Source organism: Pseudomonas sp. WJP1 (assembly GCF_028471945.1).
GTDB lineage: Bacteria > Pseudomonadota > Gammaproteobacteria > Pseudomonadales > Pseudomonadaceae > Aquipseudomonas.
In genome coordinates this window covers 4,917,430-4,943,041 of the sequence record NZ_CP110128.1, presented here as the reverse complement: position 1 = coordinate 4,943,041, position 25,612 = coordinate 4,917,430, and the positions used below count along the sequence as shown (strand labels likewise).

General features: G+C 59.9%; 20 protein-coding genes and 4 tRNA genes. 13 read left to right on the top strand and 11 right to left on the bottom strand.

What is annotated here, in order from left to right:
- Positions 1 to 670: 670 nt before the first annotated feature.
- Together pbpG and folD are read right to left on the bottom strand one after the other, a co-directional pair.
- Complete coding sequence (pbpG, locus tag OH720_RS22175; protein WP_272602929.1) at positions 671 to 1,612, bottom strand: D-alanyl-D-alanine endopeptidase; 942 nt, start codon at positions 1,610 to 1,612, stop codon at positions 671 to 673.
- Between the two features lie 238 nt (positions 1,613 to 1,850).
- A complete protein-coding gene (gene folD / locus OH720_RS22170; protein WP_272602928.1) occupies positions 1,851 to 2,705 on the bottom strand; it encodes a bifunctional methylenetetrahydrofolate dehydrogenase/methenyltetrahydrofolate cyclohydrolase FolD in 855 nt (284 codons plus the stop codon).
- Positions 2,706 to 2,980: 275 nt separating this feature from the next.
- On the opposite strand from folD, the gene OH720_RS22165 reads away from it, so the two are divergent.
- From OH720_RS22165 to OH720_RS22115, 11 genes are all read left to right on the top strand, one after another.
- Positions 2,981 to 3,057: transfer RNA gene (locus OH720_RS22165), tRNA-Arg, on the top strand.
- A 32-nt stretch (positions 3,058 to 3,089) separates the two neighbouring features.
- Positions 3,090 to 3,165: transfer RNA gene (locus OH720_RS22160), tRNA-His, on the top strand.
- A 57-nt stretch (positions 3,166 to 3,222) separates the two neighbouring features.
- A tRNA-Leu gene (locus OH720_RS22155) sits at positions 3,223 to 3,307 on the top strand.
- Positions 3,308 to 3,385: 78 nt separating this feature from the next.
- Positions 3,386 to 3,461, top strand: a tRNA-His gene (locus tag OH720_RS22150).
- A gap of 395 nt (positions 3,462 to 3,856) precedes the next feature.
- The gene (gene tig, locus OH720_RS22145) at positions 3,857 to 5,167 is read left to right on the top strand and encodes a trigger factor (RefSeq protein ID WP_272602927.1); all 1,311 of its coding nucleotides are present in this window, start codon (positions 3,857 to 3,859) and stop codon (positions 5,165 to 5,167) included.
- A 93-nt stretch (positions 5,168 to 5,260) separates the two neighbouring features.
- A complete protein-coding gene (clpP, locus tag OH720_RS22140; protein ID WP_008062468.1) occupies positions 5,261 to 5,896 on the top strand; it encodes an ATP-dependent Clp endopeptidase proteolytic subunit ClpP in 636 nt (211 codons plus the stop codon).
- Positions 5,897 to 6,007: 111 nt separating this feature from the next.
- Positions 6,008 to 7,291 carry an ATP-dependent Clp protease ATP-binding subunit ClpX gene (clpX, locus tag OH720_RS22135; RefSeq protein WP_007946893.1) on the top strand — a complete coding sequence of 428 codons (1,284 nt, stop codon included), beginning with the start codon at positions 6,008 to 6,010 and terminating at the stop codon, positions 7,289 to 7,291.
- A 161-nt stretch (positions 7,292 to 7,452) separates the two neighbouring features.
- Positions 7,453 to 9,849, top strand: a complete 2,397-nt coding sequence (lon, locus tag OH720_RS22130) for an endopeptidase La (protein WP_272602926.1) — start codon at positions 7,453 to 7,455, stop codon at positions 9,847 to 9,849.
- Positions 9,850 to 9,997: 148 nt separating this feature from the next.
- Positions 9,998 to 10,270 carry an HU family DNA-binding protein gene (locus OH720_RS22125; protein WP_002552737.1) on the top strand — a complete coding sequence of 91 codons (273 nt, stop codon included), beginning with the start codon at positions 9,998 to 10,000 and terminating at the stop codon, positions 10,268 to 10,270.
- A 232-nt stretch (positions 10,271 to 10,502) separates the two neighbouring features.
- On the top strand, positions 10,503 to 12,374 hold the full coding sequence (locus OH720_RS22120) for a SurA N-terminal domain-containing protein (RefSeq protein ID WP_272602925.1): 1,872 nt from the start codon (positions 10,503 to 10,505) through the stop codon (positions 12,372 to 12,374).
- Positions 12,375 to 12,575: 201 nt separating this feature from the next.
- Positions 12,576 to 13,418, top strand: coding sequence for a DUF2242 domain-containing protein (locus tag OH720_RS22115; RefSeq protein WP_272602924.1), 843 nt, complete (start codon positions 12,576 to 12,578; stop codon positions 13,416 to 13,418).
- A 342-nt stretch (positions 13,419 to 13,760) separates the two neighbouring features.
- On the opposite strand, the gene OH720_RS22110 is transcribed toward OH720_RS22115, so the two are convergent.
- From OH720_RS22110 to OH720_RS22070, 9 genes are all read right to left on the bottom strand, one after another.
- A complete protein-coding gene (locus OH720_RS22110) occupies positions 13,761 to 14,816 on the bottom strand; it encodes an AraC family transcriptional regulator (protein ID WP_442967220.1) in 1,056 nt (351 codons plus the stop codon).
- 3 nt (positions 14,817 to 14,819) lie between these two features.
- A complete protein-coding gene (locus OH720_RS22105; protein ID WP_272602923.1) occupies positions 14,820 to 15,950 on the bottom strand; it encodes a carbon-nitrogen hydrolase family protein in 1,131 nt (376 codons plus the stop codon).
- 9 nt (positions 15,951 to 15,959) lie between these two features.
- Positions 15,960 to 16,157, bottom strand: a complete 198-nt coding sequence (locus OH720_RS31915; RefSeq protein ID WP_442967219.1) for a hypothetical protein — start codon at positions 16,155 to 16,157, stop codon at positions 15,960 to 15,962.
- Positions 16,158 to 16,167: 10 nt separating this feature from the next.
- Positions 16,168 to 17,523 carry a spinster family MFS transporter gene (locus OH720_RS22095; protein WP_272602922.1) on the bottom strand — a complete coding sequence of 452 codons (1,356 nt, stop codon included), beginning with the start codon at positions 17,521 to 17,523 and terminating at the stop codon, positions 16,168 to 16,170.
- A gap of 80 nt (positions 17,524 to 17,603) precedes the next feature.
- The gene (gene dmpG / locus OH720_RS22090) at positions 17,604 to 18,635 is read right to left on the bottom strand and encodes a 4-hydroxy-2-oxovalerate aldolase (RefSeq protein ID WP_272602921.1); all 1,032 of its coding nucleotides are present in this window, start codon (positions 18,633 to 18,635) and stop codon (positions 17,604 to 17,606) included.
- Positions 18,636 to 18,645: 10 nt separating this feature from the next.
- Positions 18,646 to 19,578, bottom strand: coding sequence for an acetaldehyde dehydrogenase (acetylating) (locus OH720_RS22085; RefSeq protein WP_272602920.1), 933 nt, complete (start codon positions 19,576 to 19,578; stop codon positions 18,646 to 18,648).
- Between the two features lie 37 nt (positions 19,579 to 19,615).
- Positions 19,616 to 20,407 (bottom strand): fumarylacetoacetate hydrolase family protein, encoded by a 792-nt coding sequence (locus OH720_RS22080; protein ID WP_272602919.1) that lies wholly within the window; start codon positions 20,405 to 20,407, stop codon positions 19,616 to 19,618.
- A gap of 68 nt (positions 20,408 to 20,475) precedes the next feature.
- On the bottom strand, positions 20,476 to 21,249 hold the full coding sequence (locus OH720_RS22075) for a glucose 1-dehydrogenase (protein ID WP_272602918.1): 774 nt from the start codon (positions 21,247 to 21,249) through the stop codon (positions 20,476 to 20,478).
- Between the two features lie 61 nt (positions 21,250 to 21,310).
- Positions 21,311 to 22,291, bottom strand: coding sequence for a flavin reductase (locus OH720_RS22070; RefSeq protein WP_008062486.1), 981 nt, complete (start codon positions 22,289 to 22,291; stop codon positions 21,311 to 21,313).
- A gap of 217 nt (positions 22,292 to 22,508) precedes the next feature.
- On the opposite strand from OH720_RS22070, the gene OH720_RS22065 reads away from it, so the two are divergent.
- Together OH720_RS22065 and OH720_RS22060 are read left to right on the top strand one after the other, a co-directional pair.
- On the top strand, positions 22,509 to 23,945 hold the full coding sequence (locus OH720_RS22065; RefSeq protein ID WP_272602917.1) for a coniferyl aldehyde dehydrogenase: 1,437 nt from the start codon (positions 22,509 to 22,511) through the stop codon (positions 23,943 to 23,945).
- A gap of 61 nt (positions 23,946 to 24,006) precedes the next feature.
- Positions 24,007 to 25,602, top strand: a complete 1,596-nt coding sequence (locus OH720_RS22060; protein WP_272602916.1) for an amidase — start codon at positions 24,007 to 24,009, stop codon at positions 25,600 to 25,602.
- Positions 25,603 to 25,612: the final 10 nt, after the last annotated feature.

The window sequence follows — 25,612 nt, the reverse complement described above, 5'->3', positions numbered from 1 at the left end:
CATGCCCTCGCTCCGGCTCTGCTCCGTGGGTCGCCGCGCTGGGCCATCCTTGGCCCAGCGCGGCTAAACCGGCATCCATGCCGGTTTACCCACTGCGCAGAACCTCCCACTCGGCCTCTCGATGGGGCAAGAAAATCAAAAGCCAGATCAAGATCAAACGCCAAAGCGAGGCGGCCTGACAGCCGACCTGATCGGGAGCCGTACGCGTTCCCTCTGTAGGAGCCAGGCTTGCCGGCGAAGAACGATAATGCGGTACAACAGATACACCGCGGCGCCTGGTTCGCCGGCAAGCCTGGCTCCTACAGGGGGTTGGGGGTATCCGGAAGAGTCAGGTCGGCTTTAAGGCCGCCTCGCTTTGGTTTTTGATCTGGGTGCCCCGTTAACCACGATGGCCGAACGCAGGCATTGCGCAGTGGGGAAACCGGCAGGACGCCGGTTTAGCCGCGCTGGGCCATGGATGGCCCATCGCGGCGACCCACGGAGCAATGCCGGAGTGAGGGCATGCCGAGCCTAGGCGAGGCACCGAGTGGTGGGGCAAAGCCTTTTGCTTACTTTTCGGCGTTTGGAAAAGTGAGTCGCCGTAAGGGCGAAACCATAGGTGGCCGTGACCGCAGCAACGGATATACACCCAATCCAAATATGCACCCTTTAGCCTTCGATATCCGCCTACTTACTTCGAAGCCTCAACAACACCACTCTGACGCTGCTTGAGGTTCTTATCCGATTTGTACTGCAAGGCCGCTGAAGCCACGTTCGCGCTCTTGCCAGTTTCGACCCAATTGCGGATGCGCGCGGCATCGGCGAAGTGCGTGTACTTGCCATAAGCATCAAGCAGCACCAGGGCAACCGGACGATTACTCATCCGCGTCACCAGCACCAGGCAGTGACCTGCTTCGTTAGTGAAACCGGTCTTGGTCAGCTGGATGTCCCAGTCAGGCTTGCGCACCAAATGGTCGGTATTGCGAAAACCCAGGCTATAGATGGGTTTACGGAACGTGACGGTTTTTTCCTTGGTGGTGCTCAGCTCGGTTAACAACGGGTATTTGTGCGCGGCGATCAACAGTTTGCTCAAGTCGCGCGCGGTGGAAACGTTGCGCGGGGAGAGGCCGGTCGGCTCGACGAAATGGGTGTTGGTCATGCCCAGGGCGCGAGCCTTGGCGTTCATCGCGGCAATAAACGCCGCATAGCCGCCTGGATAATGGTGCGCCAGGCTGGCGGCGGCACGGTTTTCGGAAGACATCAGGGCAATCAGCAACATTTCCCGGCGCGGCAGTTCGCTCTTGAGTTTTACCCGGGAGTACACGCCTTTCATTTCCGGCGTGTCGCTGATGTTGATGTTGATGTATTCGTCCATGTTCTGCCGGGCTTCAACCACGACCAGGCCGGTCATCAGCTTGCTGACGGAAGCGATGGGGACGACGACGTCCGGATTGCTGGCGTAGATGATTTTGTTGGTCTGCATGTCCAGCAACAAGGAACTGCCGGATGCGAGCTTGAGTTGCGAGGTGTCTCGGGGCGCTGCGGTGGTGGTGTCGCCCGCGCTGGCAATTGGCGTGATGAAAGTCCCTGTAACTGCAAAAAATAGGCTCAGGATGGAAAGACGGATTTTCACGCTGGCAGACTCAATAATGTGTTGATAAGCCGTTTTGTAACGGGCTATTACTTAAAAAGCGCGACATTCTGGAGTATGGCTGAATAACTGTCGATGGTTGTTCGAGGGCGGGGTGAAAGACCCCGGAAACATGAAAAAAAAGTCACTTTCCGGCGGATGGTCGATCCGTTTCCGCGGGCACAAAAAACCCCGCCAGTGGCAGGGTTCCTTGTGTCGCTGGCTACTGCTGCGTTGAGCCTCAGCTGTGCAGGGTTTCGGCAGCGTACAGGGTGTTTTCCAGCAGGCAGGCGCGGGTCATCGGGCCGACGCCACCCGGCACTGGAGTGATCCAGCCGGCACGGGGCAGGGCGGTTTCGTAGATCACGTCACCCACCAGCTTGCCGTCTTCCTGACGGTTGATGCCGACGTCGATCACGATCGCGCCTTCCTTGATCCACTCACCTTTTACCAGGCCCGGCTTGCCGGCGGCGACCACCACCAGGTCGGCGCGGCCGACATGGCCGGCCAGGTCCTTGGTAAAGCGGTGAGTGACGGTCACGGTGCAACCGGCCAGCAGCAATTCCATCGCCATCGGGCGACCGACGATGTTGGAAGCGCCAACTACCACCGCGTTCATGCCGTAGAGATCGGCACCGGTGCTTTCCAGCAGGGTCATGATGCCTTTCGGCGTGCACGGACGCAGCAGCGGGATGCGTTGGGCCAAACGACCGACGTTATAAGGATGGAAACCATCGACGTCTTTATCCGGACGAATGCGTTCCAGCAATTTGGACGCGTCCAGGTGTTCAGGAAGAGGCAGTTGAAGCAGGACGCCGTCAATCGCCGGATCGTCATTGAGGCGATCGATCAGGTCGGCCAGCGTTTGTTGAGTGGTGTCGGAAGGCAGGTCATAGGCCTGGGACAGGAAGCCGACCTCTTCACAGTCTTTACGCTTGTGCGAGACATAAACCTGAGAGGCAGGATCGCTGCCGACCAGGATCACCGCGAGGCCGGGCGTGCGCAGGCCTTGCTGGCGACGCTCGTTGACGCGTTGGGCGATCTGCTGGCGCAGGCTGGCGGCGATCGATTTGCCGTCGATAAGTTGTGCAGTCATTGCGCGTGATTAACCATCGAGAGGGGAAAAAAAGAGAGCGCATTCTCGCATGTCATGCGGTGAGGGCAAAGGCGCTTGGTCTGCAAATTCCGCTAACTCCTTTAATTAAATGAATTTTTTTCAAAAAGGATTTGACGACCTGCAGGGGGCTCTATACTATTCGTCGCACTTGTCGGGCACAGCCTAGCACTGGTTGAGAAGGTTGAGCGGGATTACGGTTCTGCAAGACTGAAAAGCACTTAGTTTGTAGTCCTCCAAGAGTACAGATTAACAAGGCGCCCGTAGCTCAGCTGGATAGAGCATCCGCCTTCTAAGCGGATGGTCGCAGGTTCGAGTCCTGCCGGGTGCGCCATTAGGCAGCTTTGGCACAAGTAACGCGATATGGTGGGCGTAGCTCAGTTGGTAGAGCACGGGATTGTGACTCCCGTTGTCGTGGGTTCGATCCCCATCGTCCACCCCATATTTCGAAGGGCGCCAGATTAACAGTCTGGCGCCTTTGCTTTAAAAGCTTCATCTCGCGGATGTGGTGGAATTGGTAGACACACTGGATTTAGGTTCCAGCGCCGCGAGGCGTAAGAGTTCGAGTCTCTTCATCCGCACCAAACAAGACTTCAACCATGCCGCCTGGCTTGGTCGAGGTTCAACAAAGAAGTGATTTGGCTTCTTTGGCACGCAATATGGTGGGCGTAGCTCAGTTGGTAGAGCACGGGATTGTGACTCCCGTTGTCGTGGGTTCGATCCCCATCGTCCACCCCATATTTCGAAAAGGCGCCAGATTAATAGTCTGGCGCCTTTTTTGTTTCAGCGGATTCAGCGACCGCGGGTTCCGGGTCGCAAGGGCAGGGCGTTTCGTCGTTTTTATGTTTCCCGATGATGCCGTGCTGCCCGCCGGCCTTGCTCGCAAGATCGGCTGTCAGGGAGATGATTGGCAACCTCCTCCATATAAGGAAGGGTTGGCGCAGAGCCTTGGCGTGATTGGCTGTATTTGCCACCGGGGCGAGGTGCATTCGTGCATTCGCACCTATAAATTGCCTGCTGCGTTTTTACCCGTTTTCAGTAGGGTGACTTCTTGAGTTTGACCCACTAGAATGCATGCCCTTGATTCTGGGGTCGGAAACGGCCGGCTAACGTCTGTGCAACGAGGAATATCCATGCAAGTTTCTGTTGAAAATACTTCTGCTCTTGAGCGCCGCATGAGCATCACCGTGCCGGCTGAGCGCATCGAGACTCAGGTCAACAAGCGTCTGCAGCAGACTGCCCAAAAGGCCAAGATTGCTGGCTTCCGTCCAGGCAAAGTGCCAATGAGCGAAATCAAGCGTCGTTTCGGCGCTGAAGCTCGCCAGGAAGCGGTAGGCGACGTCATCCAGTCTTCCTTCTACGAAGCTGTGGTTGAGCAGAAGCTGAACCCGGCTGGTTCGCCTTCGATCGAGCCTAAATCCCTGGAAGCAGGCAAGGACCTGGAATACGTTGCTGTATTCGAAGTGTTCCCTGAGTTCACCGTTGCCGGTTTCGAAGGTATCACCGTAGAGCGCCTGAGCGCTGACGTGGCTGATGCCGATCTGGACAAGATGCTGGACATCCTGCGCAAGCAGAACACCCGTTTTGAAGTGGCCGATCGCGCTGCCCAGAACGAAGACCAGCTGAACATCGATTTCGAAGGCAAGGTCGACGGTGAAGTGTTCGCTGGCGGTTCCGCCAAGGGCACCCAGCTGGTGCTGGATTCCGGCCGCATGATCCCGGGCTTCGAAGAAGGCCTGGTTGGCGCTAAAGCCGGTGAAGTACGCGTTCTGAACCTGACTTTCCCAGAGGATTATCAGAACCTGGACCTGGCTGGCAAAACCGCCGAGTTCACCGTGACCGTGAACAGTGTTTCCGAGCCAAAGCTGCCTGAGCTGAACGAAGAGTTCTTCGCGCAATTCGGCATCAAGGAAACCGGTCTGGAAGGCTTCCGCACCGAAGTTCGCAAGAACATGGAGCGCGAGCTGCGCCAGGCGATCAAATCCAAGGTGAAGAATCAGGTCATGGACGGTCTGCTGGCCACCAACCCGATCGAAGTGCCGAAGGCTCTGCTGTCCAACGAAGTTGACCGTCTGCGCGTGCAGGCTGTTCAACAGTTCGGCGGCAACATCAAGCCAGACCAACTGCCTGCCGAGCTGTTCGAAGAACAAGCCAAGCGCCGTGTTGTCCTGGGCCTGATCGTAGCTGAAGTGGTCAAGCAGTTCGACCTCAAGCCTGACGAAGCCCGCGTTCGCGAAATGATTCAGGAAATGGCTTCGGCTTACCAAGAGCCTGAGCAAGTTGTGTCCTGGTACTACAAAAACGACCAGCAACTGAACGAAGTTCGTTCGGTTGTGCTGGAAGAGCAAGTTGTGGATACTGTTCTGCAGAAAGCTAGCGTGACCGACAAATCGGTCTCTTACGAAGAAGCGGTCAAGCCGGTAGAAGCTCCACAAGCCGACTGATCATTTTTGCGCTAAGAAGCACACACCATAAGCCAGCTCTCGAGCTGGCTTATGCGTATTCAAGACATAACTATTTGGGAGTGACTGCAGAGCATGTTCCGTAATTCGTATATTCAGCAGAACTCTGATATCCAGGCCGCAGGCGGCCTGGTCCCGATGGTTGTCGAGCAGTCCGCTCGTGGCGAGCGCGCCTACGACATCTACTCGCGTCTCCTCAAGGAGCGAGTGATCTTTCTGGTGGGCCCGGTAGAGGACTACATGGCCAACCTGATCTGTGCGCAACTGCTGTTCCTTGAAGCGGAAAACCCGGACAAGGACATCCATCTCTATATCAACTCCCCGGGCGGTTCGGTGACGGCGGGCATGTCGATCTACGACACCATGCAGTTCATCAAACCCAACGTGTCGACCACCTGTATCGGTCAGGCGTGCAGCATGGGCGCATTCCTGCTGACGGCCGGTGCCAAAGGCAAGCGTTACTGCCTGCCGAACTCGCGAGTGATGATTCACCAGCCTCTGGGCGGTTTCCAGGGCCAGGCGTCGGACATCGAAATCCATGCCAAGGAAATCCTCTTCATTCGTGAGCGTCTCAACACGCTGATGGCCAAGCACAGCGGGCGCACCCTTGAAGAAATCGAGCGCGATACCAACCGCGATAATTTCATGAGTGCAGAAGCCGCGCGTGAGTACGGGTTGATCGATGAAGTGATCAACCAGCGCCCCGCTTAAATAAGCAGCTCAAAATAAGGCTGGTCGGCAGATCCGATCACTGGCGGGCTTGAAAAAGCCCGCAATAGCCTTCATCTTGTGTTGCAAGCCTATCGGATTTGGATCGAACGAATGACTGACACCCGCAACGGCGAGGACAACGGCAAGCTGCTCTATTGCTCCTTCTGTGGCAAAAGCCAGCATGAAGTGCGCAAATTGATTGCCGGCCCCTCGGTCTTTATCTGCGACGAGTGCGTCGACCTGTGCAATGACATCATCCGTGAGGAGGTGCAGGAAGCCCAGGCCGAAAGCAGCGCGCATAAATTGCCTTCGCCTAAAGAAATCAGCGGCATCCTTGATCAATACGTGATTGGTCAGGAGCGTGCGAAAAAGGTTCTGGCCGTAGCGGTGTACAACCACTACAAGCGCCTGAACCAGCGTGACAAGAAGAATGACGACGTCGAACTCGGCAAGAGCAACATCCTGCTGATCGGCCCGACAGGCTCGGGTAAGACCCTGCTTGCCGAAACACTGGCCCGCTTGCTGAACGTTCCGTTCACCATCGCCGACGCAACCACCCTCACCGAGGCGGGTTATGTGGGTGAAGATGTCGAGAACATCATTCAGAAGCTGCTGCAGAAGTGCGATTACGACGTGGAAAAAGCCCAGATGGGCATTGTCTACATCGACGAAATCGACAAGATTTCGCGCAAGTCTGACAACCCGTCGATCACCCGGGACGTTTCCGGTGAAGGCGTGCAGCAGGCCCTGCTCAAGTTGATCGAAGGCACGGTCGCTTCCGTTCCGCCCCAGGGTGGTCGCAAGCATCCGCAGCAGGAATTCCTTCAGGTCGACACCCGTAACATCCTGTTCATCTGCGGTGGTGCGTTCTCCGGTCTGGAAAAGGTTATTCAAAACCGTTCCACCAAGGGCGGCATCGGTTTCAACGCGGAAGTTCGCAGCAAGGAAGAAGGCAAGAAAGTCGGTGAGTCCCTGCGTGAAGTCGAGCCTGACGATCTGGTCAAGTTCGGTCTGATCCCGGAATTCGTCGGTCGTCTGCCGGTCCTGGCCACGCTGGACGAGCTTGATGAAGCTGCTCTGATGCAGATTCTCACCGAGCCGAAAAACGCGCTGACCAAGCAATACGCCAAGCTGTTCGAGATGGAAGGCGTGGACCTGGAATTCCGGGCCGACGCACTGAAATCGGTCGCCAAACGCGCGCTGGAACGCAAGACCGGTGCCCGTGGCCTGCGTTCGATTCTCGAAGGCGTGCTGCTCGACACCATGTACGAAATCCCCTCGCAGTCCGAGGTGAGTAAAGTGGTGATCGACGAAAGCGTTATAGAAGGCAAGTCCAAGCCACTGTATATCTACGAAAACAGTGAGCCTGCTGCCAAGGCCGCGCCAGACGCCTAAGCGTCGCGCAGCCGGTACAAAGAAGGGGCCTTCGGGCCCCTTTGCTTTTTCCGGGTTTTAACACTGTCTTTGTGCTTGTTTTTTTTCAAGGCAGCCCCCATCTTGGTTTCAAGCTTACTTCCATCTGTTTCCGGCCATATGGCCGCCGTAGAGGCGAAATCATGAAGACAACCATCGAATTGCCTCTCCTGCCATTGCGTGATGTCGTGGTTTATCCGCACATGGTTATCCCGCTGTTCGTGGGGCGCGAGAAATCCATCGAAGCCCTCGAGGCAGCGATGACGGGCGACAAGCAGATCCTTCTGCTGGCCCAGAGAAACCCTGCTGACGACGATCCCGGTGAAGACGCACTTTATCGCGTAGGTACCATTGCGACCGTCCTGCAGCTGCTCAAGCTGCCTGACGGCACGGTCAAGGTTCTGGTCGAAGGCGAGCAACGCGGCGCCGTGGAGCGCTTCAGCGAAGTGGATGACCACTGCCGCGCCGAAGTTTCGTTGATCGACGAAGTCGATGCGCCAGAGCGCGAGTCCGAAGTGTTCGTTCGCAGCCTGCTGTCGCAGTTCGAACAATACGTGCAGTTGGGCAAGAAAGTCCCTGCCGAAGTCCTGTCGTCGCTCAACAGCATCGATGAGCCAGGCCGCCTGGTCGACACCATGGCCGCGCACATGGCGCTGAAAATCGAGCAGAAGCAGGAAATCCTCGAGATCATCGATTTGTCGGCCCGTGTCGAGCACGTGCTGGCCTTGCTGGATGCCGAGATCGACCTGCTGCAGGTCGAAAAACGCATTCGCGGTCGTGTCAAAAAGCAAATGGAGCGCAGTCAGCGCGAGTACTACCTGAATGAGCAGATGAAGGCCATTCAGAAAGAGCTCGGTGACAGCGACGAAGGGCATAACGAAGTCGAAGAGCTGAAAAAGCGCATCGATGCCGCCGGCCTGCCCAAGGACGCGCTCGCCAAGGCGACCGCCGAACTGAACAAACTCAAGCAAATGTCGCCGATGTCCGCCGAAGCAACGGTGGTTCGTTCCTACATCGACTGGCTGGTCCAGGTGCCGTGGAAGGCCCAGAGCAAGGTGCGCCTTGATCTGGCTCGCGCAGAAGACATTCTCGACGCCGATCACTACGGCCTCGAAGAGGTCAAGGAACGGATCCTCGAATACCTCGCCGTGCAGAAACGCGTGAAGAAGATCCGTGGTCCGGTGTTGTGCCTGGTCGGTCCTCCTGGGGTGGGTAAAACGTCCCTGGCGGAGTCCATTGCACACGCCACCAACCGTAAATTCGTGCGAATGGCCCTCGGCGGCGTGCGCGATGAAGCGGAAATTCGTGGTCATCGCCGTACTTACATCGGTTCGATGCCAGGAAGATTGATTCAAAAGATGACAAAGGTGGGTGTGCGCAACCCGCTGTTCCTGCTCGATGAAATCGACAAGATGGGCAGCGACATGCGTGGCGATCCGGCGTCGGCGTTGCTGGAAGTGCTCGATCCCGAGCAGAACCACAACTTCAACGATCACTATCTGGAAGTCGATTACGACCTGTCCGATGTGATGTTCCTGTGCACCTCCAACTCCATGAACATCCCGCCAGCGCTGCTGGACCGGATGGAAGTGATTCGTCTGCCGGGCTACACCGAAGACGAGAAGATCAACATCGCCGTCAAATACCTCTCGCCCAAACAGATCACGGCCAACGGCCTGAAGAAAGGCGAGCTGGAATTCGACGCCGAAGCGATCCGCGACATCATCCGCTACTACACCCGCGAAGCCGGTGTACGGGGCCTGGAGCGCCAGATTGCCAAGGTCTGCCGCAAGGCCGTCAAAGAGCATGCGCTGGAAAAACGCTTCTCGGTGAAGGTCACTGCAGACGATCTGGAACACTTCCTGGGCGTGCGCAAATTCCGCTACGGCCTGGCAGAACAGCAGGACCAGATCGGTCAGGTGACCGGCCTGGCGTGGACCCAGGTGGGCGGTGAATTGCTGACCATCGAAGCCGCTGTGGTTCCGGGCAAGGGCCAATTGATCAAGACCGGTTCACTGGGTGACGTGATGGTCGAATCGATCACCGCAGCCCTGACCGTTGTCCGCAGCCGTGCCAAGAGCCTGGGGATTCCCCTGGACTTCCACGAGAAGCGCGACACGCACATCCACATGCCGGAAGGGGCGACCCCGAAAGACGGCCCGAGCGCGGGCGTAGGCATGTGCACGGCGTTGGTGTCGGCACTGACCAGCATTCCCGTACGCGCGGATGTTGCCATGACGGGTGAAATCACCCTGCGTGGCCAGGTATTGGCGATCGGTGGCTTGAAAGAAAAACTGCTCGCCGCACATCGTGGCGGAATCAAGACCGTGATCATTCCTGAAGAGAATGTTCGCGATTTGAAGGAGATTCCGGACAATATCAAGCAAGATCTTCAGATTAAACCAGTTAAATGGATTGACGAGGTCCTGCAAATTGCGCTGCAATACGCCCCGGAGCCCTTGCCGGATGTGGCTCCGGAGATAGTCGCGAAGGATGAAAAACGCGAGTCGGATTCTAAGGAAAGAATTAGCACGCATTAGTACGTATTTGCCTGGGGGGCTTCCTTGACAGCTTTTTAGAGCCCTTGTTATAAAGCGGCTCTTAAGTGTCTGTAGGCCATTCAGCACTCGTTTTTGCTTTCACCAAAAAACTTAGAATCATACTCAAATAGATATAAGGGGACTTAGAGTGAACAAGTCGGAACTGATTGATGCTATCGCTGCATCCGCTGATATCCCGAAAGCTGCTGCTGGCCGTGCGCTGGACGCTGTAATCGAATCCGTCACTGGCGCTCTCAAGGCCGGCGACTCCGTGGTTCTGGTTGGTTTCGGTACTTTCTCCGTAACTGATCGTCCAGCTCGCATCGGTCGTAACCCACAGACCGGTAAGACACTGGAAATCGCAGCTGCCAAAAAACCAGGTTTCAAAGCTGGTAAAGCACTGAAAGAAGCTGTCAACTAAGTTCCATTCAGGTTTTTGCCTATCCGGGTCGGGGTCATGCCTGACCTGGCAGCGGAGCGGTAGTCCAGTCGGCAGTTCGCCGGTCCGAGACACCGAGGCTCGCAAGGTCGAGTCATCGGTCCGTTCCGCCAGTTACGAGAAGGCGCATCCTCGGATGCGCCTTTCTTCTATCCGGATTCTACCCACGCTCCACGGTTGCCTAATTTGAAGTTCAACCGTTTATGGGGGACGCATGCTGCAAAATATCAGGGACAATTCACAAGGCTGGATTGCCAAGACCATTATCGGGGTCATCGTTGCACTGATGGCTTTGACCGGTTTCGACGCCATTTTCCAGGCTACGACGCACAAAAATGACGCGGCGAAGGTCAATGGTGAAGAAATCAGCCAGAACGAGCTGAGCCAGGCGGTCGATATGCAACGCCGTCAACTCATGCAACAGCTGGGCAAGGATTTCGACGCTTCCTTGCTCGACGAAAAAATGCTGCGCGATTCGGCCCTCAAAGGCCTGATCGACCGCAAACTGTTGTTGCAGGGCGCACAAAACTCCAAATTCGCTTTCTCCGAAGCGGCGCTGGACCAGGTCATCCTGCAAACGCCTGAATTCCAGGTTGATGGCAAGTTCAGCCCAGAGCGTTTCGACCAGGTGATTCGTCAACTTGGCTACAGCCGTATGCAGTTCCGCCAGATGCTGGCCCAGGAAATGCTGATCGGTCAGCTGCGCGCCGGTTTGGCGGGCAGCGGTTTCGTCACCGATGCCCAGGTTCTGGCCTTCGCCCGTCTGGAAAAACAGACCCGCGATTTCGCGTCCTTGAGCATCAAGGTCGACCCGGCAGCCGTAAAGCTGACCGACGAAGAGGTCAAGGCCTATTACGACGAGCACGCCAAGGAATTCATGACGCCGGATCAGGTGGTCATCGATTACGTGGAGTTGAAGAAGGCTTCCTTCTTTGATCAGGTCAGCGTCAAGGACGAAGACCTGCAAGCGGCTTATCAGAAAGAGACGGCGAACCTGTCCGAACAACGCCAGGCTGCGCACATCCTGATCGAAGTGAACGACAAGACCACCGAAGCGCAGGCCAAGGCCAAGATCGAAGAGATCCAGGCGCGCCTGAACAAGGGCGAGAAGTTCGAAGCCCTGGCCAAGGAATTCTCCCAGGACCCGGGTTCGGCGAACAACGGCGGCGACCTGGGCTTCGCAGGTCCTGGCGTGTATGACCCGGCGTTCGAGAAAGCCCTGTATGCGTTGGCCAAGGATCAGGTTTCCGAGCCGGTTCGCACCGACTTCGGTTTCCACCTGATCAAGCTGTTGGGCGTGGAAGCGCCTGAAGTGCCGACGTTCGCCAGCCTGAAAGACAAGCTGACCCGCGAATTGAAGGCCCAGCAGGTCGAGCAGCGTTTCGTCGAAGCGACCAAGCAACTGGAAGACGCCTCGTTCGAAGCGTCCGACCTGGTCCAGCCTGCGCAGGACTTGAAGCTGACCGTTCACACCTCCAAGCCGTTCGGCCGTGAAGGTGGCGAAGGGATTGCGGCCAACCGTGCCGTGATCACCGCAGCGTTCAGCCCGGAAGTGCTGGAAGAGAATGCCAACAGCACCGCCATCGAGCTCGACCCCGAGACCGTGATCGTGTTGCGCGCCAAGGAACACCTCAAGCCTGCGCAACTGCCATTGGAAAAGGTTGAAGGTCCGATCCGTGCGCAGTTGGCCAGGGAGCACGCCAGCGCTGCCGCCAAGACCAAGGCTGACGAGCTGATTGCCAGCCTGCGCGATGGCAAGACGCCACTGGATAGCCCGGTCGACGGTCAGAACTGGAAGGTTACCGAAGCCGCGACCCGCGCCCAGGAAGGCCTGGACCCGACTGTGCTGCAGGCGCTGTTCCGCATGCCCAAGCCAGCCGCCAAGGACAAGCCGACCTTCAGCAGTGTCACGTTGCCTGATGGCAGCCTGATGATCGTGCGTCTGAACGGCGTGAACGAGGCCGCAACGCCAACTGAAGAAGAGAAGGCTCAATACCGTCGCTTCCTCGCTTCGCGCGTTGGCCAGCAAGACTTTGCCGCTTACCGCAAGCAGCTGGAAAGCCAGGCCGAGATCGAGCGTTTCTGATCCGGGCACGCGCTTTTCGGGTGAAACGAAGACCCCGGCCGCAAGGCCGGGGTTTTTTTTCGGCTTCGTTGCACAATGGGGGCAATTTTCTCCCGACCATCGGGTCAACAGTTCTGTAACTGTTTTAAGACACAATCGGTGCGACGCTAAGCATCGATCTGTTGCACAATACGCCCCGAACCGTTTCTCTCAGGATGTTCAATGTTTAAATCAATTCCCATGCGGGTTGTCGGGCTGGCCTTGGTGCTGGCTGCTGCTGCCGGTTGTTCGTCGAAGAAAGCCGCCATCTACGAGCATGAGAACTTCGATGACTCCGGAACGTTTTCCCGTAACTATCCAGTGACCGATTCGGTCTCCTGTGAAGCCGCTCGTCGGGCCTTGCTGAGCCAGGGCTATATCATCACCAGCAGTGATCCAAAGCTGGTCAGCGGGCACAAGAGCTTCCAGCAGACCGGTGAAAACCACATGGAAATCAGTTTCAGTGTGGTCTGCGCCGAAGACGGCACCTCGGCGCATCACGCCACGGTGTTCGCCAACGCCCTGCAGGACAAGTACGCGCTGAAGAAAACCAACAACTCGGCAAGCCTCGGTGTCGGCGTTCTGGGTTCGGTGTCGATGCCGATCGGCTCGTCCGACGACTCCATGGTCAAGGTCGCCAGTGAAACCGTCACCTCTGCCAAGTTCTACGAGCGTTTCTTCGCCCTGGTGGAACTGTTCCTGCCCAAGGAAGTGAAAGAAGCGGCGCACATCCCCGAGAAGCCGAAAACCGACCTGGGCGTGCCCGAGCCCAAGGCGACCCCGGCACCGTTGGCCCCGGAATCCGCGGCACAGCCTGCGCCGGCACCAGAGGCCGCCAAGGCCGCCGAAGTTACGCCTGCCGCTTCCGAGCCGGTAGCGCCGCCGCCTGAGGCCGCACCGATTACCTCGACCCCGGCCGCCGAGCCAACGCCTGCCACCGAAGAAGTGATCACGCCACCGGCCAACCCGAGCGACATGGCGCCACCTTCGGAGCCGATCCAGGCGATGCCTATCACTGGCCAGTGACGGGCATCACGGGGCCAGGCGACTTCGCGCGCCGTCCCCGTCCCCGCAACAAAGATTGATCCGCGTCAAACAGGCCGTCGTCCTGCGGCCTGCAGCGAAAAAAACCTGTGATAAATTCCCCATCGCCTGCTACGTTTTATCTGTAAGCGACGAAGTGTCGTGTCCGCGTCATTTTTCTTTCATGCGGGCACTTTAGGCTCAAGGCGCTGGTCATTAATTCAGACGTTTTTCAATGAGCTGTGGGGGATTCGAAAATGGACGATTATCAAGAAGAGCTGCTCGAATATCAGGCGTTTGAACTGGACCCACCGGAGCCGGCCGAAGACGCGACCGAGCTTTGACTTAAAGTTTGCCGCTGGCGGCTGTTTCCCTGCGACTGCGTCGAAACTCCCCAGGTGTCTGGGCGGTCCAGCGCTTGAAGGCGCGTTGAAAGGCTTCGGCTGAAGCAAAACCCAACAGGTAGGCGATTTCTCCGAACGCCAGTTCGGTGTCGCGAATGTAGGTCATGGCCAGGTCGCGACGGGTGTCGTTGAGAATCGCGCGAAATTGCGTGCCTTCTTCCGCGAGTTTGCGGCGCAAGGTCCACACCGGCAGTTTCAGGCGTGCCGCCACTTCTTCCAGGTCGGGTTCCCGGCCGCCATTGAGCAATGGCCCCAGCAGCTGGGTGATGCGTTCACGCAGGCTGCGGGTGCGGGTCAATTGCTCCAGCTCCCGCTCGCACAGTTGCAGCAGATGCCGCCAGGTGCTGGGGCAGTGCTCGGGGTTGCGCTGGGCAAGGCTGGCCAGGCTCAGGCGCAACTGATTGTGCTCGGCGCCAAACTGGATCAGGCAGTCGCCCAGCACCTCGTAGGCTGCGCGGTAATCGGGCGCTTCGAACTCGATGTCGATGCGTTCGGCGCGCAGCCGGGCAGGGCTGACGCTGGACAATTGCTGCAACCAGCCGCAAATGATCGAATCCACCACGAAGCGGTTATAGCCGTTGTAGGGGCTGATGGAATAGAAGCGCAACCAGGCGCCCTGAGCGTCTTCGTGGAAGCTCGATTGACCGCGATAGTTGGAGCCATACAAGGCTTCGAATCGAATCAGGCAGCGCGCCGCCTCACGCACCGTCGGTGCCTGTGCGGCCGTGACGCCGGCAAGGCCGGCCTGGCTCAGGCGGCTGAGCTGGCCCATCCGCAAGCCGAGTGCCGGGTTGCCGGTCAACTGGATGGCCGCGTGGCCCAGGCGCATGTAGCGCGGGATCGAGAGACGGGCACCGGCTTCACCCAGTCGGGCCGCATCGAGGCCATATTGCTCGAGCAGTGGCTGCGGATCCGTGCCGTGGCTGCGCACGGCGTCGGCCAGGCTGTGGACGAAGCCCACCGATAGATCTCCCAGGCGCATCGGGGTGGGCTTCATGGCCTACAGCCAAAGGTTCAGCAAGCGCGCGCCACGGGCCTTGCCATCGGCGAAATGCTGGCCGTTGCTGCTTAGAAAACTCTGTCCGGCGCTGCCCTGATCCCAGAACTGTCCGCGCAGGAATACGCTCATGCCGGCGATGGCCTGGCTGGCGGGGGCTTGAGTGCTCAGGTTGAGGCGTTGCCAGGCCTGGCCTTCACTGACTTCCCCGGCCTTGAGGCTGACGGAGCCGGGTGTCGATGAGTCCCTGTAGCCACGCCACGGTTGGTCCCAGCTACCGCGACCGGCCACGAACGCCGGGACGGCGACCAGCTGTGCCTGTTGAATGTCGAGTTTGCGGTAGTTGTCCGGGTACCAGCTGTCGCTGCCGATCAGCACGCCCAGGCGCCCGGCCGGGGTGTCGACGACATTGAGCGTGTGTTCGCCGTTGGCCTTGATCGCCTCCTGCTGCTCGAAAACCGGATGCATCTGGCGCTGGGGCTGGCCGATGGGCAGGCCATCGCGGCCAAACACCACGCTGCTGTTGAACAACGCGCCACGACCGATTTTCAGCGTACCGTCGATGACACTGGGTTCGGGCAGCACGATGGAGCCTGCCACCAGGGTGACGTGAAATTCTTTCGCCAGCCCGCCGAACAACGCCTGGTAATCCCTGGCCATGCCTTTGGCTTTCATGCGCAGGTGCGCGTCGTCGATACGGCTGTCGCCCTCGGCACCGATCAGCGCGCGGAGGAACTTCAAAGGATTGCTCACGGCCAGCCAGTTCATGGCCTCCTTGAACGTGGTGGCCTGGTACAACTCGTCTTTTTCGCCGCTGACCATCAGCCAGGTGCCAACATGTTCCGGCAATACGACGATGGTTTTTTCATTCAGCAGGCCCTGATCCCGGGCTGTCTGCAAGTAGGCGGCGAGTTTGCGGTGCAAGCGTTCCGGGCTTTGGTAGTCGGTGGGAAACAGCTCGGGCTGGATGCCCAGCAAATTGCCACGGTCAGCGGGCGTGCCCTGGTCGACGGCGACATCGATTCGCAGATCCGAGAGGTAAAGCCCCGTCGGGCGATCCGCGGCCCACATTGCGTAGGTCGCAAGAGCGGCGACCAGCGCCATGGAGAAAGTCAGGTACAGAAGTTTGCGCATGGGGAACAGTCAACGGTCATGAGCAGGGCATGGCTTTTCACTAGGATTTGCACCGAGGATAAAGGGAATCAACGCCTTGGTGGGCAATTTCGTTTTTTTTCTGATTTTTTTCTTTTGCGACAGCGAGTCCCACAATGAAATGTGTTCGGGTACAACGTCTGGCCAACCGAGCGCGTCGAAGTGGATCGCGTCGTATTTCTTGAGCATGTCGAACCCGTCACCCGGCATCACTTCCTGCCGATACCGTCCCCAGGGATGACGGCGATGTTGTAATGGTTTGATTGAGTGTCAAATGCTGATAGGTCCGCCAGAGCAGAATGATCGCAATGACGAGGGTGCAACTGATCAGCAGCAGGGCGTAACGCAACGACTCTCCAGCGAACATCGGCATCAGGGCATCGCTGAGCAAGCCGGTGGCCAGCGGGCCGATGCCGACGCCACACAGGGTCGAGATGATGGTCTGCAGCGCTACGCCGGTCGCGCGGCGGTGCGCCGGTACCAGCTGGGTCAGGAGCGAAAACGAGGGGCCAACCCACCAGACCGAAAAGAAGCTGGTCAGGGCGCACCAGAGCATGGCACTGGGCACCGGTACTGTGCCAGCGTACAGAAGGATGTCGCGAGGCCAGAGCAGGTAGATGACCATCGCGCAGCCGCCGAGCAAATGACCGATGACCGGGATGCCGATTTGCCAGTGCGGGTTCTTCACCGCCAGGCGGTCGGTCAGCCAGCCGCTGAACAGGGCGCCGAGTCCGGCGCAAGTGCCGCCGACCAGGCCGGCGAGGATGCCGGCGTATTGCAGGGGCATGTCGTGGGAGCGCACCAGGAAACTGGCGTTCCACATGGCGTAGGCATAGGCGCTGAAGCTGGTGATGCCGCAAGCCAGCACCAGGCAGCGGTAGGCCGGTTGGGCCAGCAGCTCGCGGGCGCTGCCCAGCAGGCTTTGCACCGGGTGAGCGGTGTGCGTGTGGCTGAGGTCAAACCGACCTCGTGCCGGATCGCGCATCACGAAGGCAAATACCGCGCTGATCACCAGGGCGGGCAGCGCGACGGCAACGAAGGCGCTGCGCCAGCCATGGTTGTCGACCACCCAGGCGCCGACGCTGAGAGCGATGATCGTCGAAAAAGTCGGTGCTGCGGTGTAGCAACTGATGGCAAACGAGCGCCGGTGCGGCGGGTAGACATCGGCGATGATCGACATGGAGGTGGAGGTGCTCGGAGACTCGAACACGGCCACGGCCATGCGCGCGATCACCAGCATCGCAAAGCTTGTGGACAGGCCGCAGGCCACGGTGGCCAAGGCCCACAACAGGCAGGACACGGCGAGCAGGCGCGTGCGCGGCAGGTGGTCGGCCAGGCGCCCGGCGGGCAAGCCCAGCAGCACGTAGACCGCCGCAAAGGCCAGGCCGGAGACCAGGCCCATGGCGGTGTCGCTGGCGCCGAACTCCCGTTTGATCGGTTCGATCATCACGGCAATGATCTGCCGCCCGACAAAGCTGTCGGCGTACATCATCGCGAGCAGAAACAGCAGGCCATGGCTGCGCCAGCCAGTGGGTTGAGGGTGCGTACTGCTCATGGGTGACTCCTGGCCAGGCGATGGATCCGGGGCAGGGGGCCAGGCGGTGCCTGGGCCCCTGTAGTGCGCTCAGGCTTTGCTCAGGCGCTGGCTTGGCGTTGCCTGGCCAGGGTCATGGCGGTGTCTTCGATCATGTCTTCCTGGCCACCGACCATGCCGCGCCGGCCCATCTCCACCAAAATTTCCCGCGCGGAGACGCCGTACTTTTTCTCGGCACGCTTGGCGAACAGCAGGAACGAGCCGTAGACACCGGCATAACCCATGGTCAGTGCATCGCGGTCACTACGGATCGGGAAGTCCATGATCGGCACCACCAGATCCTCGGCAACGTCCTGGATGCCAAAGACGCTGACTCCGGTTTCGATACCCATGCGATCGCAGACGGCAACCAGCACTTCCATCGGTGTATTGCCCGCACCAGCGCCCAGACCCGCGCAAGCAGCGTCGATGCGGGTGGCGCCCGCGGCGATCGCCGCGATCGAGTTGGACACGCCCATCGAAAGGTTGTGATGGCCATGAAAGCCGATTTCGGTTTCGGGCTTGAGCGCGGCGCGCAAAGCGCTCACTCGCGCGCTGACATCATGGGGCAACAGGTAGCCCGCCGAATCTGTAATGTAGATGCAATTGGCGCCGTAGCTTTCCATCAGCTTGCCCTGGTCGACCAGGCCTTGCGGGCTGTTCATATGGGCCATCATCAGAAAGCCGACGGTGTCCATGCCCAGCTTGCGGGCCGCGGCAATGTGCTGCTCGGAAACGTCAGCTTCGGTGCAGTGGGTGGCGACGCGAATGGTATTGACGCCCAGTTCGTAAGCCATGTGCAGGTGATCGACCGTGCCGATACCCGGCAACAGCAGCGCCGAGACCTTGGCGTTTTTCATCAGCCCGATGACGGCCGATAAATATTCCTCGTCACTGTGCGCTGGAAACCCGTAGTTCACCGAGCTGCCGCCCAGGCCATCGCCATGGGTGACTTCGATCAAGGGTACGCCGGCGGCGTCCAGGCCACAGGCAATGTCTTTCATTTGCTGCAAGGTGATCTGGTGGCGTTTGGGGTGCATGCCGTCACGCAGGCACATGTCGTGGACGGTGATTTTTTTGCCGTGAAGGTCCATGGCGCGTTCCTTAGACGGTTGCAGGTTGTGGGGTGCTGGTGGCGCCGAGAGTCAGCGCGCCCTTGAGCATTTCTTCGGCAAACATTTCGGCGGTGCGTGCCGCAGCGGCGGTCATGATGTCGAGGTTGCCGGCATAGGTGGGCAGGTAGTCACCCAGGCCTTCGACTTCCATGTAGATCGACACCCGATTGCCGTCGAACACCGGACCGTTGACCAGTTTGTAACCGGGCACATAGCGCTGGACCTCCTCGATCATGGCCGCGATCGAGGCGCTGATGGCCGCCTGGTCGGGCTCGGTTTCGGTCAGGCAATGCACGGTGTCACGCATGATCAACGGCGGTTCGGCGGGGTTGACGATGATGATCGCCTTGCCTTTTTTCGCCCCGCCGACCTGTTCCACGGCGGCGGCGGTGGTGCGGGTGAACTCATCGATGTTCTTGCGTGTGCCCGGGCCCACCGATTTGGAGGCCGCGGTGGCAATGATTTCGGCATAGGCCACCGGTTGCACGCGGGACACAGCGGCTACCAGTGGAATGGTCGCCTGGCCGCCGCACGTGACCATATTGACGTTCATCGCGCCGAGGCCGAGGTTGTGCTTGAGGTTGACGGGAGGCACGCAGTAGGGACCGATGGCTGCCGGAGTCAGGTCGATCATCAATACGCCCAAGGCGTTGAGCTTGCGGCTGTTCTCGGCATGCACGTACGCGGAGGTCGCATCGAAGGCGATCTGGATACCGTCTTGCAGTACATGCGGCAGCAGACCGTCGACGCCTTCGCTGGTGGTCTTCAGACCCATTGCTGCGGCGCGGGCCAGACCTTCGGAGGTGGCATCGATACCCACCATCCAGACCGGCTCCAGTACTTCGCTGCGCTTGAGTTTGTACAACAGGTCGGTGCCGATGTTGCCTGGCCCTATGAGGGCGCATTTGATCTTTTTGCTCATGGCATTGCTCTCGATCAGAAGAAGAGTGGGCGACGATTCAGGGCACGAAATTCAAGTGCATCTCGCCCAGGCCGCTCAGCGACAGGCTGATGATGTCTCCCGGGGCGACCGGTACCAGCGGTGCCAGGGCACCGGACAGAATGATTTCACCCTTGCGAAAGGGGATGCCCAGCTTGCCCAGGGTATTGGCCAGCCAGGCCACGGCGGCGCAGGGGTGGCCTTGCACCGCTGAGCCCAGGCCGCTGCCCACGTGGTAGCCGTTCTTGAACATCTGCAACTGGACCTTCGCCAGGTCCAGTTCACGGGGATTGACGCGTTGCTGGCCGAGGGCGAACACGCCGCAGGAGGCGTTGTCGGCAACGGTGTCCTGAATGCGGATCTGCCAGTTCTGGATCCGCGAATCGACAATCTCGAAACACGGCAAGACCCACTCGCTGGCCGACAGCACATCGTCGGCGCTGATGTCGGTACCTTGCAGGTCTTCACCAAGTACAAAGGCGATCTCGCCTTCGGCCCGCGGTTGCACCAGACGGTGTGCGGCAAAGCTGATGTCGCTGCCATCGGCGACCTGCATACGGTCGGTCAGAAAGCCGAAATCCGGTTGATGGACATCCAGCATTTCTTGTACGGCGCGGCTGGTAACGCCGATCTTCTTGCCGATCACCTGCTCACCCAGGGCTTCACGCCGGGCCAGGAAGCGCAGGGAAATTCGGTAGGCCTCATCGAGGCTGATGGCCGGGTAGCGCTGGGTCAGCGGCGTCAGGCTTTGGCGTGCTTGAAGGGCGTTGAACAGTTCGTCGCCCAAGGATTCAATCAGGTGCGCATCCATGGAAAGGTCGCTCTGTGGCAAGTGAACGAAACACCGGGCGACTTGCAGCAGCGCCCGGCAACAAGGCCTCAACCCGGCCAGACACTGGAATCGGCACCGCCATCGACATCAATGATTTTGCCGGTGACCCACGCGGAGGCGGGGCAGGCCAAATACAGGGCGGCGGCAGCGATATCTTCAGGCTGGCCCAGGCACTTGAGCGGGGTGTTGGCTTCCATCGTGCGGCGCATGCTGTCGGGCATGACCCCGGCCAGGGCGTCGGTGAGGATCGGTCCCGGTGCCACTCCATTGACCCTGATCTGCGGCGCGAACTCTTGTGCCAGCAGGCGCGTCAAGTGGCTCAGTGCAGCTTTGGCAGTGCCATAGGCGCTGAAGTGACGCTGGGCATAACGAGCCGCGACCGAGGTGATATTGATGATGTTGCCGCCCCCGGCTTCGCGCATCAGCGGGACGCACTGCTGCGCCAGGGCGTAGGCGGCGGTGACGTTGAAGTTCATCACCTGCTCGAAATCTTCCGGGCTCATCGCCAGTGGGTCGTTGGGGCCGCCACCGCCGGCGTTATTGACCAGGTGGGTAATGCGACCCATCTGTTCGCGGGCGTTGCTGACCAGTGCAATGCGCTGTTCGCTGTCGGTGACATCGCAGCTCAAGGCCAGGGCGCGACGCCCACGGCTTCGCACTTCTTCAGCGACGGCCTCGATGTCTTCCAGCGAGCGGGCGCTGCAGACCACATCGGCACCGGCATCGGCGTAGGCCAGGGCAATGGCGCGACCGATGCCACGGCCGCTGCCGGTGACAATGGCGACACTGCCAGCAAGGTTGAAGCGTTGCAGAATGCTCATGGCTGTCCTTGTTGTTCCAATGGATCGGTTGCTGTCTCAAGCGTTGCGACGCAGGTCGCACTCAGCGCGGTGCCCACAGGTCCGGCAGGCCTGGGTCGGAGGTGGCGATCAGGCGCTTGAGCAGCACCTTGAGTGCCTGGGCATCACCGGCACCCAGGCGCGTGGAAATATCTTCCTCGACGGCCTTGGCCAAGGCGACTTCCTGCATCGATGCCTCACGCCCGTCGGCGGTCAGCACATAGCGCACCTCCTCGCCGTCAATCTCTCGGGCCACCAGGTTCTGGCGTTCGAGAAAGCGCATGCTCGAAGCACTGACCACATGACCGGTGTAGCCGACGAATGTGTTGATCTCATCCAGGGTCAAGTTGTCGCGAATGCACAGGGTCGAAAGGATGAAAAAAGCGTGCTCATCGAGCTGCTGGTTTTTCAGCAGGCGTCGCAACGCAAACAGCATCTGGTAGTGCGAGCGGCCGAGCAGGTAGCCGAGCAAGTCTTCGGTGTAGCTGCATTCGGGCGGTGGCGGGGTGGTTGCCAGGCGCAGCTCGCTGCGTGGCTTGCGCATCGCCAGGGCGTATTGGCCGCTCTGGAAGGCCAGCGGCGCACGGTCGCTGTGGTCGAAGGCGAGCACTTCGCCGACGAAGATCACATGGTCGCCACCTTCATACTGGAACGCCGTGCGGCACTGGAAGCGCGCCGTGCAGTCCTGCAGCAAGGGTGCACCACTGATCCCGGTGTCGAGCTGGATTTCGGAAAACTTGTCTTCTCCCTGGCGGGCAAAGCGTCCGGACAATGACTCTTGCTCGGTCGACAGGACGTGCACGTTCCAGTGGCCGCCGCTGCTGAAGACCGGCAGACTGCGGGCGGTCTTGGACAAACTCCAGAGCACCAGCGGCGGATTGAGCGAGACCGAATTGAAGCTGTTGGCGGTGATACCAACCGGCGAGCCATCTTCGGCCTGGGTGGTGACGATCGTCACCCCTGTGGTAAAGGTGCCGAGCGCGGCGCGAAACGCTTGAGGGTCGAAACTGGCGGGCGTTGCCATGATGGGCCTCATGGAATGAGTGTGCGTGCCGGCAGTATTCCTCGCGAAACGGGGATTCACATCGTCTCAACGGACTAACGTTTTTGGCCCACTCGTCCACTTGGACGAGGCGGCTGGCGGGGGCTGGGGCTAGTTTGCAGTTCGGGGCGTCGTGCAATGACGGCCATGGTGGGTGCAGAGGGGTAGCGCTGGCCCTTGTAAAGTTGAGGAGGCACCAATGAGTTGTGCAATTTCATCGGTCGACGGTCTGTCGGCCCTGTTGCTTGATCAAAAAGCTGCGTTCAACGCCCAGGGTGCCGTCGGTGCGCCGCAACGGCGTGAACGAATCCAGCGGGTGATCGACATGCTGGTGGCGCACCACCAGGCGCTGGCCGAGGCCATGGACAGCGATTTCGGCGGTCGCCCCCAGGGATTCTCGTTAATGAATGATGTGCTGGGCTCTTTGGGCTCGCTCAAACACGCGCGCGACCATCTGGAAGGCTGGATGCAGGACGAGCCTCGGCAAGTCTTCAGTCCCTACGATCATCTCGGCGCCCGCGCCTGGGTGATGTATCAGCCCAAGGGTACGGTGGGTATCCTGGGCACCTGGAACGCGCCGCTGTATACCTTGCTCAGCCCTTTGGCTTCGGCGCTGGCGGCGGGTAACCGGGCGATTCTCAAGCCTTCGGAGGTGGTGCCGCGGACGGCCGCGCTGGTGGCGAAACTGTTCAGCGAGCTGTTCGACCCGCTCGAAGTGGCCGTGGTCACCGGCGGTGCGGACCTGGCCCAGGCCTTCACGGCGCAGCCATTCGATCATCTGGTGTTTACCGGCAGCACGGCCGTGGCCAAATCGGTGATGCGAAACGCAGCCGACAACCTGGTGCCCGTGACCCTGGAACTGGGCGGGAAATCGCCGGTCATCGTCGGGCGCAGCGCCGAGCTGGGGACCGCGGCGTTTCGTATTGCCTTGTCCAAGACCACCAACAGCGGCCAGGTCTGCATCAACCCGGACCTGGTCTATGTGCCGCGTGAGCAACTGGAAAGTTTCCTCGACGTCTTTGCCAGCGTTTACCGCGAATTGATCCCCGAGGTGAGTGACAACCCGGATGTGGTGGCGGTGGTCAACGCCCAGCACCTGGACCGTGTTGAAAACCTGGTTCAGCAAGCCCGGCACGCTGGCGCCAGGGTCGAGAGCCTGCCTCACGCACAGCCGGCCGATCCACAAAACCGCCGTCGTCCGCTGCAACTGGTGATCGACCCGCCTCAAGACAGCCTGATCATGCACGAAGAAATCTTCGGTCCGGCGATGGTGGTGTTGCCCTACGACGACGTCGAGCAGGTCATTGCCCATATAAACGGCCGCCCGCGACCGCTGGCCCTTTACTACTTTGGCGATGATGCCCGGGAGCAGGACCATGTGCTGACGCACACCTTGTCGGGCGGCGTCACCCTCAATGACGTGATGATGCATGCCGCCTTGCATGACGCGCCCTTTGGCGGTGTCGGCGCGTCGGGCATGGGGCACTATCACGGCCGCGAAGGCTTTATCGAGTTCAGCCATCTGCGCACGGTACTCAAGGCCCCGGAACACGATCCACGCCGCGAATGGGGTTTGTTGCCGCCGTACAGTGAGCACTTTCTCGCCGCGATGGTGGCGCAGATCACCCCGGACTGACCGGGGTTGCCGGCGTGAGTTATCCGACATGAAAAACACAATAAAAAACGGAATTCAGCACATGGAACACAACACTTTGCCACATGGCGACACTGCTGCTGCACCCTGCGCCGATGCCGTTGACGGTTGGCCGCGACGCCAGGTTCTCAAGGCCGGCGCTGTAGCGCTGGGCGTAGGACTTCTGGGGCGTTTTGCCGATGTCCGTGCGGCGAGCGGTTTATCGGCCGGCGACTATCAGGACCTGGATGCCTGGGCCATGGTCAAGGGCCTGCAGGCCGGCCACTTCAGCGCCGAGGACTTGCTGGCCGCGGCGATTGCCCGCTGTGAGCTGGTCAATCCGAAGGTGAATGCGGTCAACATGCGCCATGACGATTATGCCCATGCGTTGCTGGCGGCCCGGCGCAAGGCCGCCACCCAGGCCCAGGGGGCGCTGGCGGGCGTGCCGATCCTGCTCAAGGATCTCAACACGTACCTGCAAGGTACGACCACCAGCAACGGCAGCCGTCTGTTCAAGGATGCGCCGCCGGCGAGCCTGACCAGCACCTTGATCCGCCGTTATGAACTGGCCGGGGCAGTACCTTTCGGCAAGGCCGCCAGCCCGGAATTCGGCCTGACCACGACCACCGAGTCGCTGGCCTGGGGGCAAACCCGCAACCCCTGGAACCTGGCGTTGAGTGCTGGTGGATCTTCCGGTGGCTCCGCCGCGGCGGTGGCTGCTGGCATCGTACCGGTCGCCCATGCCACCGACGGCGGTGGCTCGATTCGCATTCCAGCCTCCTATTGCGGGCTGGTCGGGCTTAAACCGACGCGCTACCGCACCCCAAGCGGGCCGACGCGCCTTGAAGGCTCGTTCGGTGCCAGTGTCGCCAACGTGGTCTCGCGCAGCGTGCGCGATACCGCCTTGTTCCTCGACGCCGGACAGGGCCATGAGCCGGGCAGCCCGTATTGGACCCAGCCGCTGCAACGGTCCTACGTCGAGGAAATAGGCCGCGAACCCGGTCGTCTGCGGGTGGGCCTGGTGCGTGAGTCGCTGACCGGTGCGCCGTTGGACCCGGCCATTGCCAAGGTCCTGGAGGAGACGGTCAAGCAGTTGCTCGGCCTTGGTCACGAGGTGGATGAACTGCGCTTGCCGATTCAGGCCCAGCAGTTGTTCGGCGCTCATGGTGTGGCAATCGGCAATTCATTGCTGGCGATGGTTGATGACCGTGAAAAGGCACTGGGGCGCACGTTGGGGCCGCAGGATCTGGAAATCATCACCTTTGGTGTGCTGGAGCGAGCGAGCAAGGCCACGGGTGAGGGCGTCGTCCGCGCACGGCATGCGTTTGAAGACATCAGCATGGCCATGGAACAGCAGTTCGAGCGTTTTGATGTGATCCTCTCACCGGTCACCGCCAGCCTGACACCGGCATTGGGCGAACTCTCGCTCAATCAGCCTTACGAAAGCTACGCACGCAAGGCCATGGGCAGCGCCGGTTTCACCGTGCTGGCCAACGTCAGCGGGCAACCGGCCATTTCATTGCCGCTGGGCATGAGTGACAGCGGTCTGCCAGTGGGCATGATGTTCACCGCTCGCCTGGGTGCCGAAGACGTGCTGCTACGGTTGGCTTCGCAACTGGAACAGGACCGTCCATGGGCCGCCAGGCGTGCAGCGATTTAAGCCTGTAACG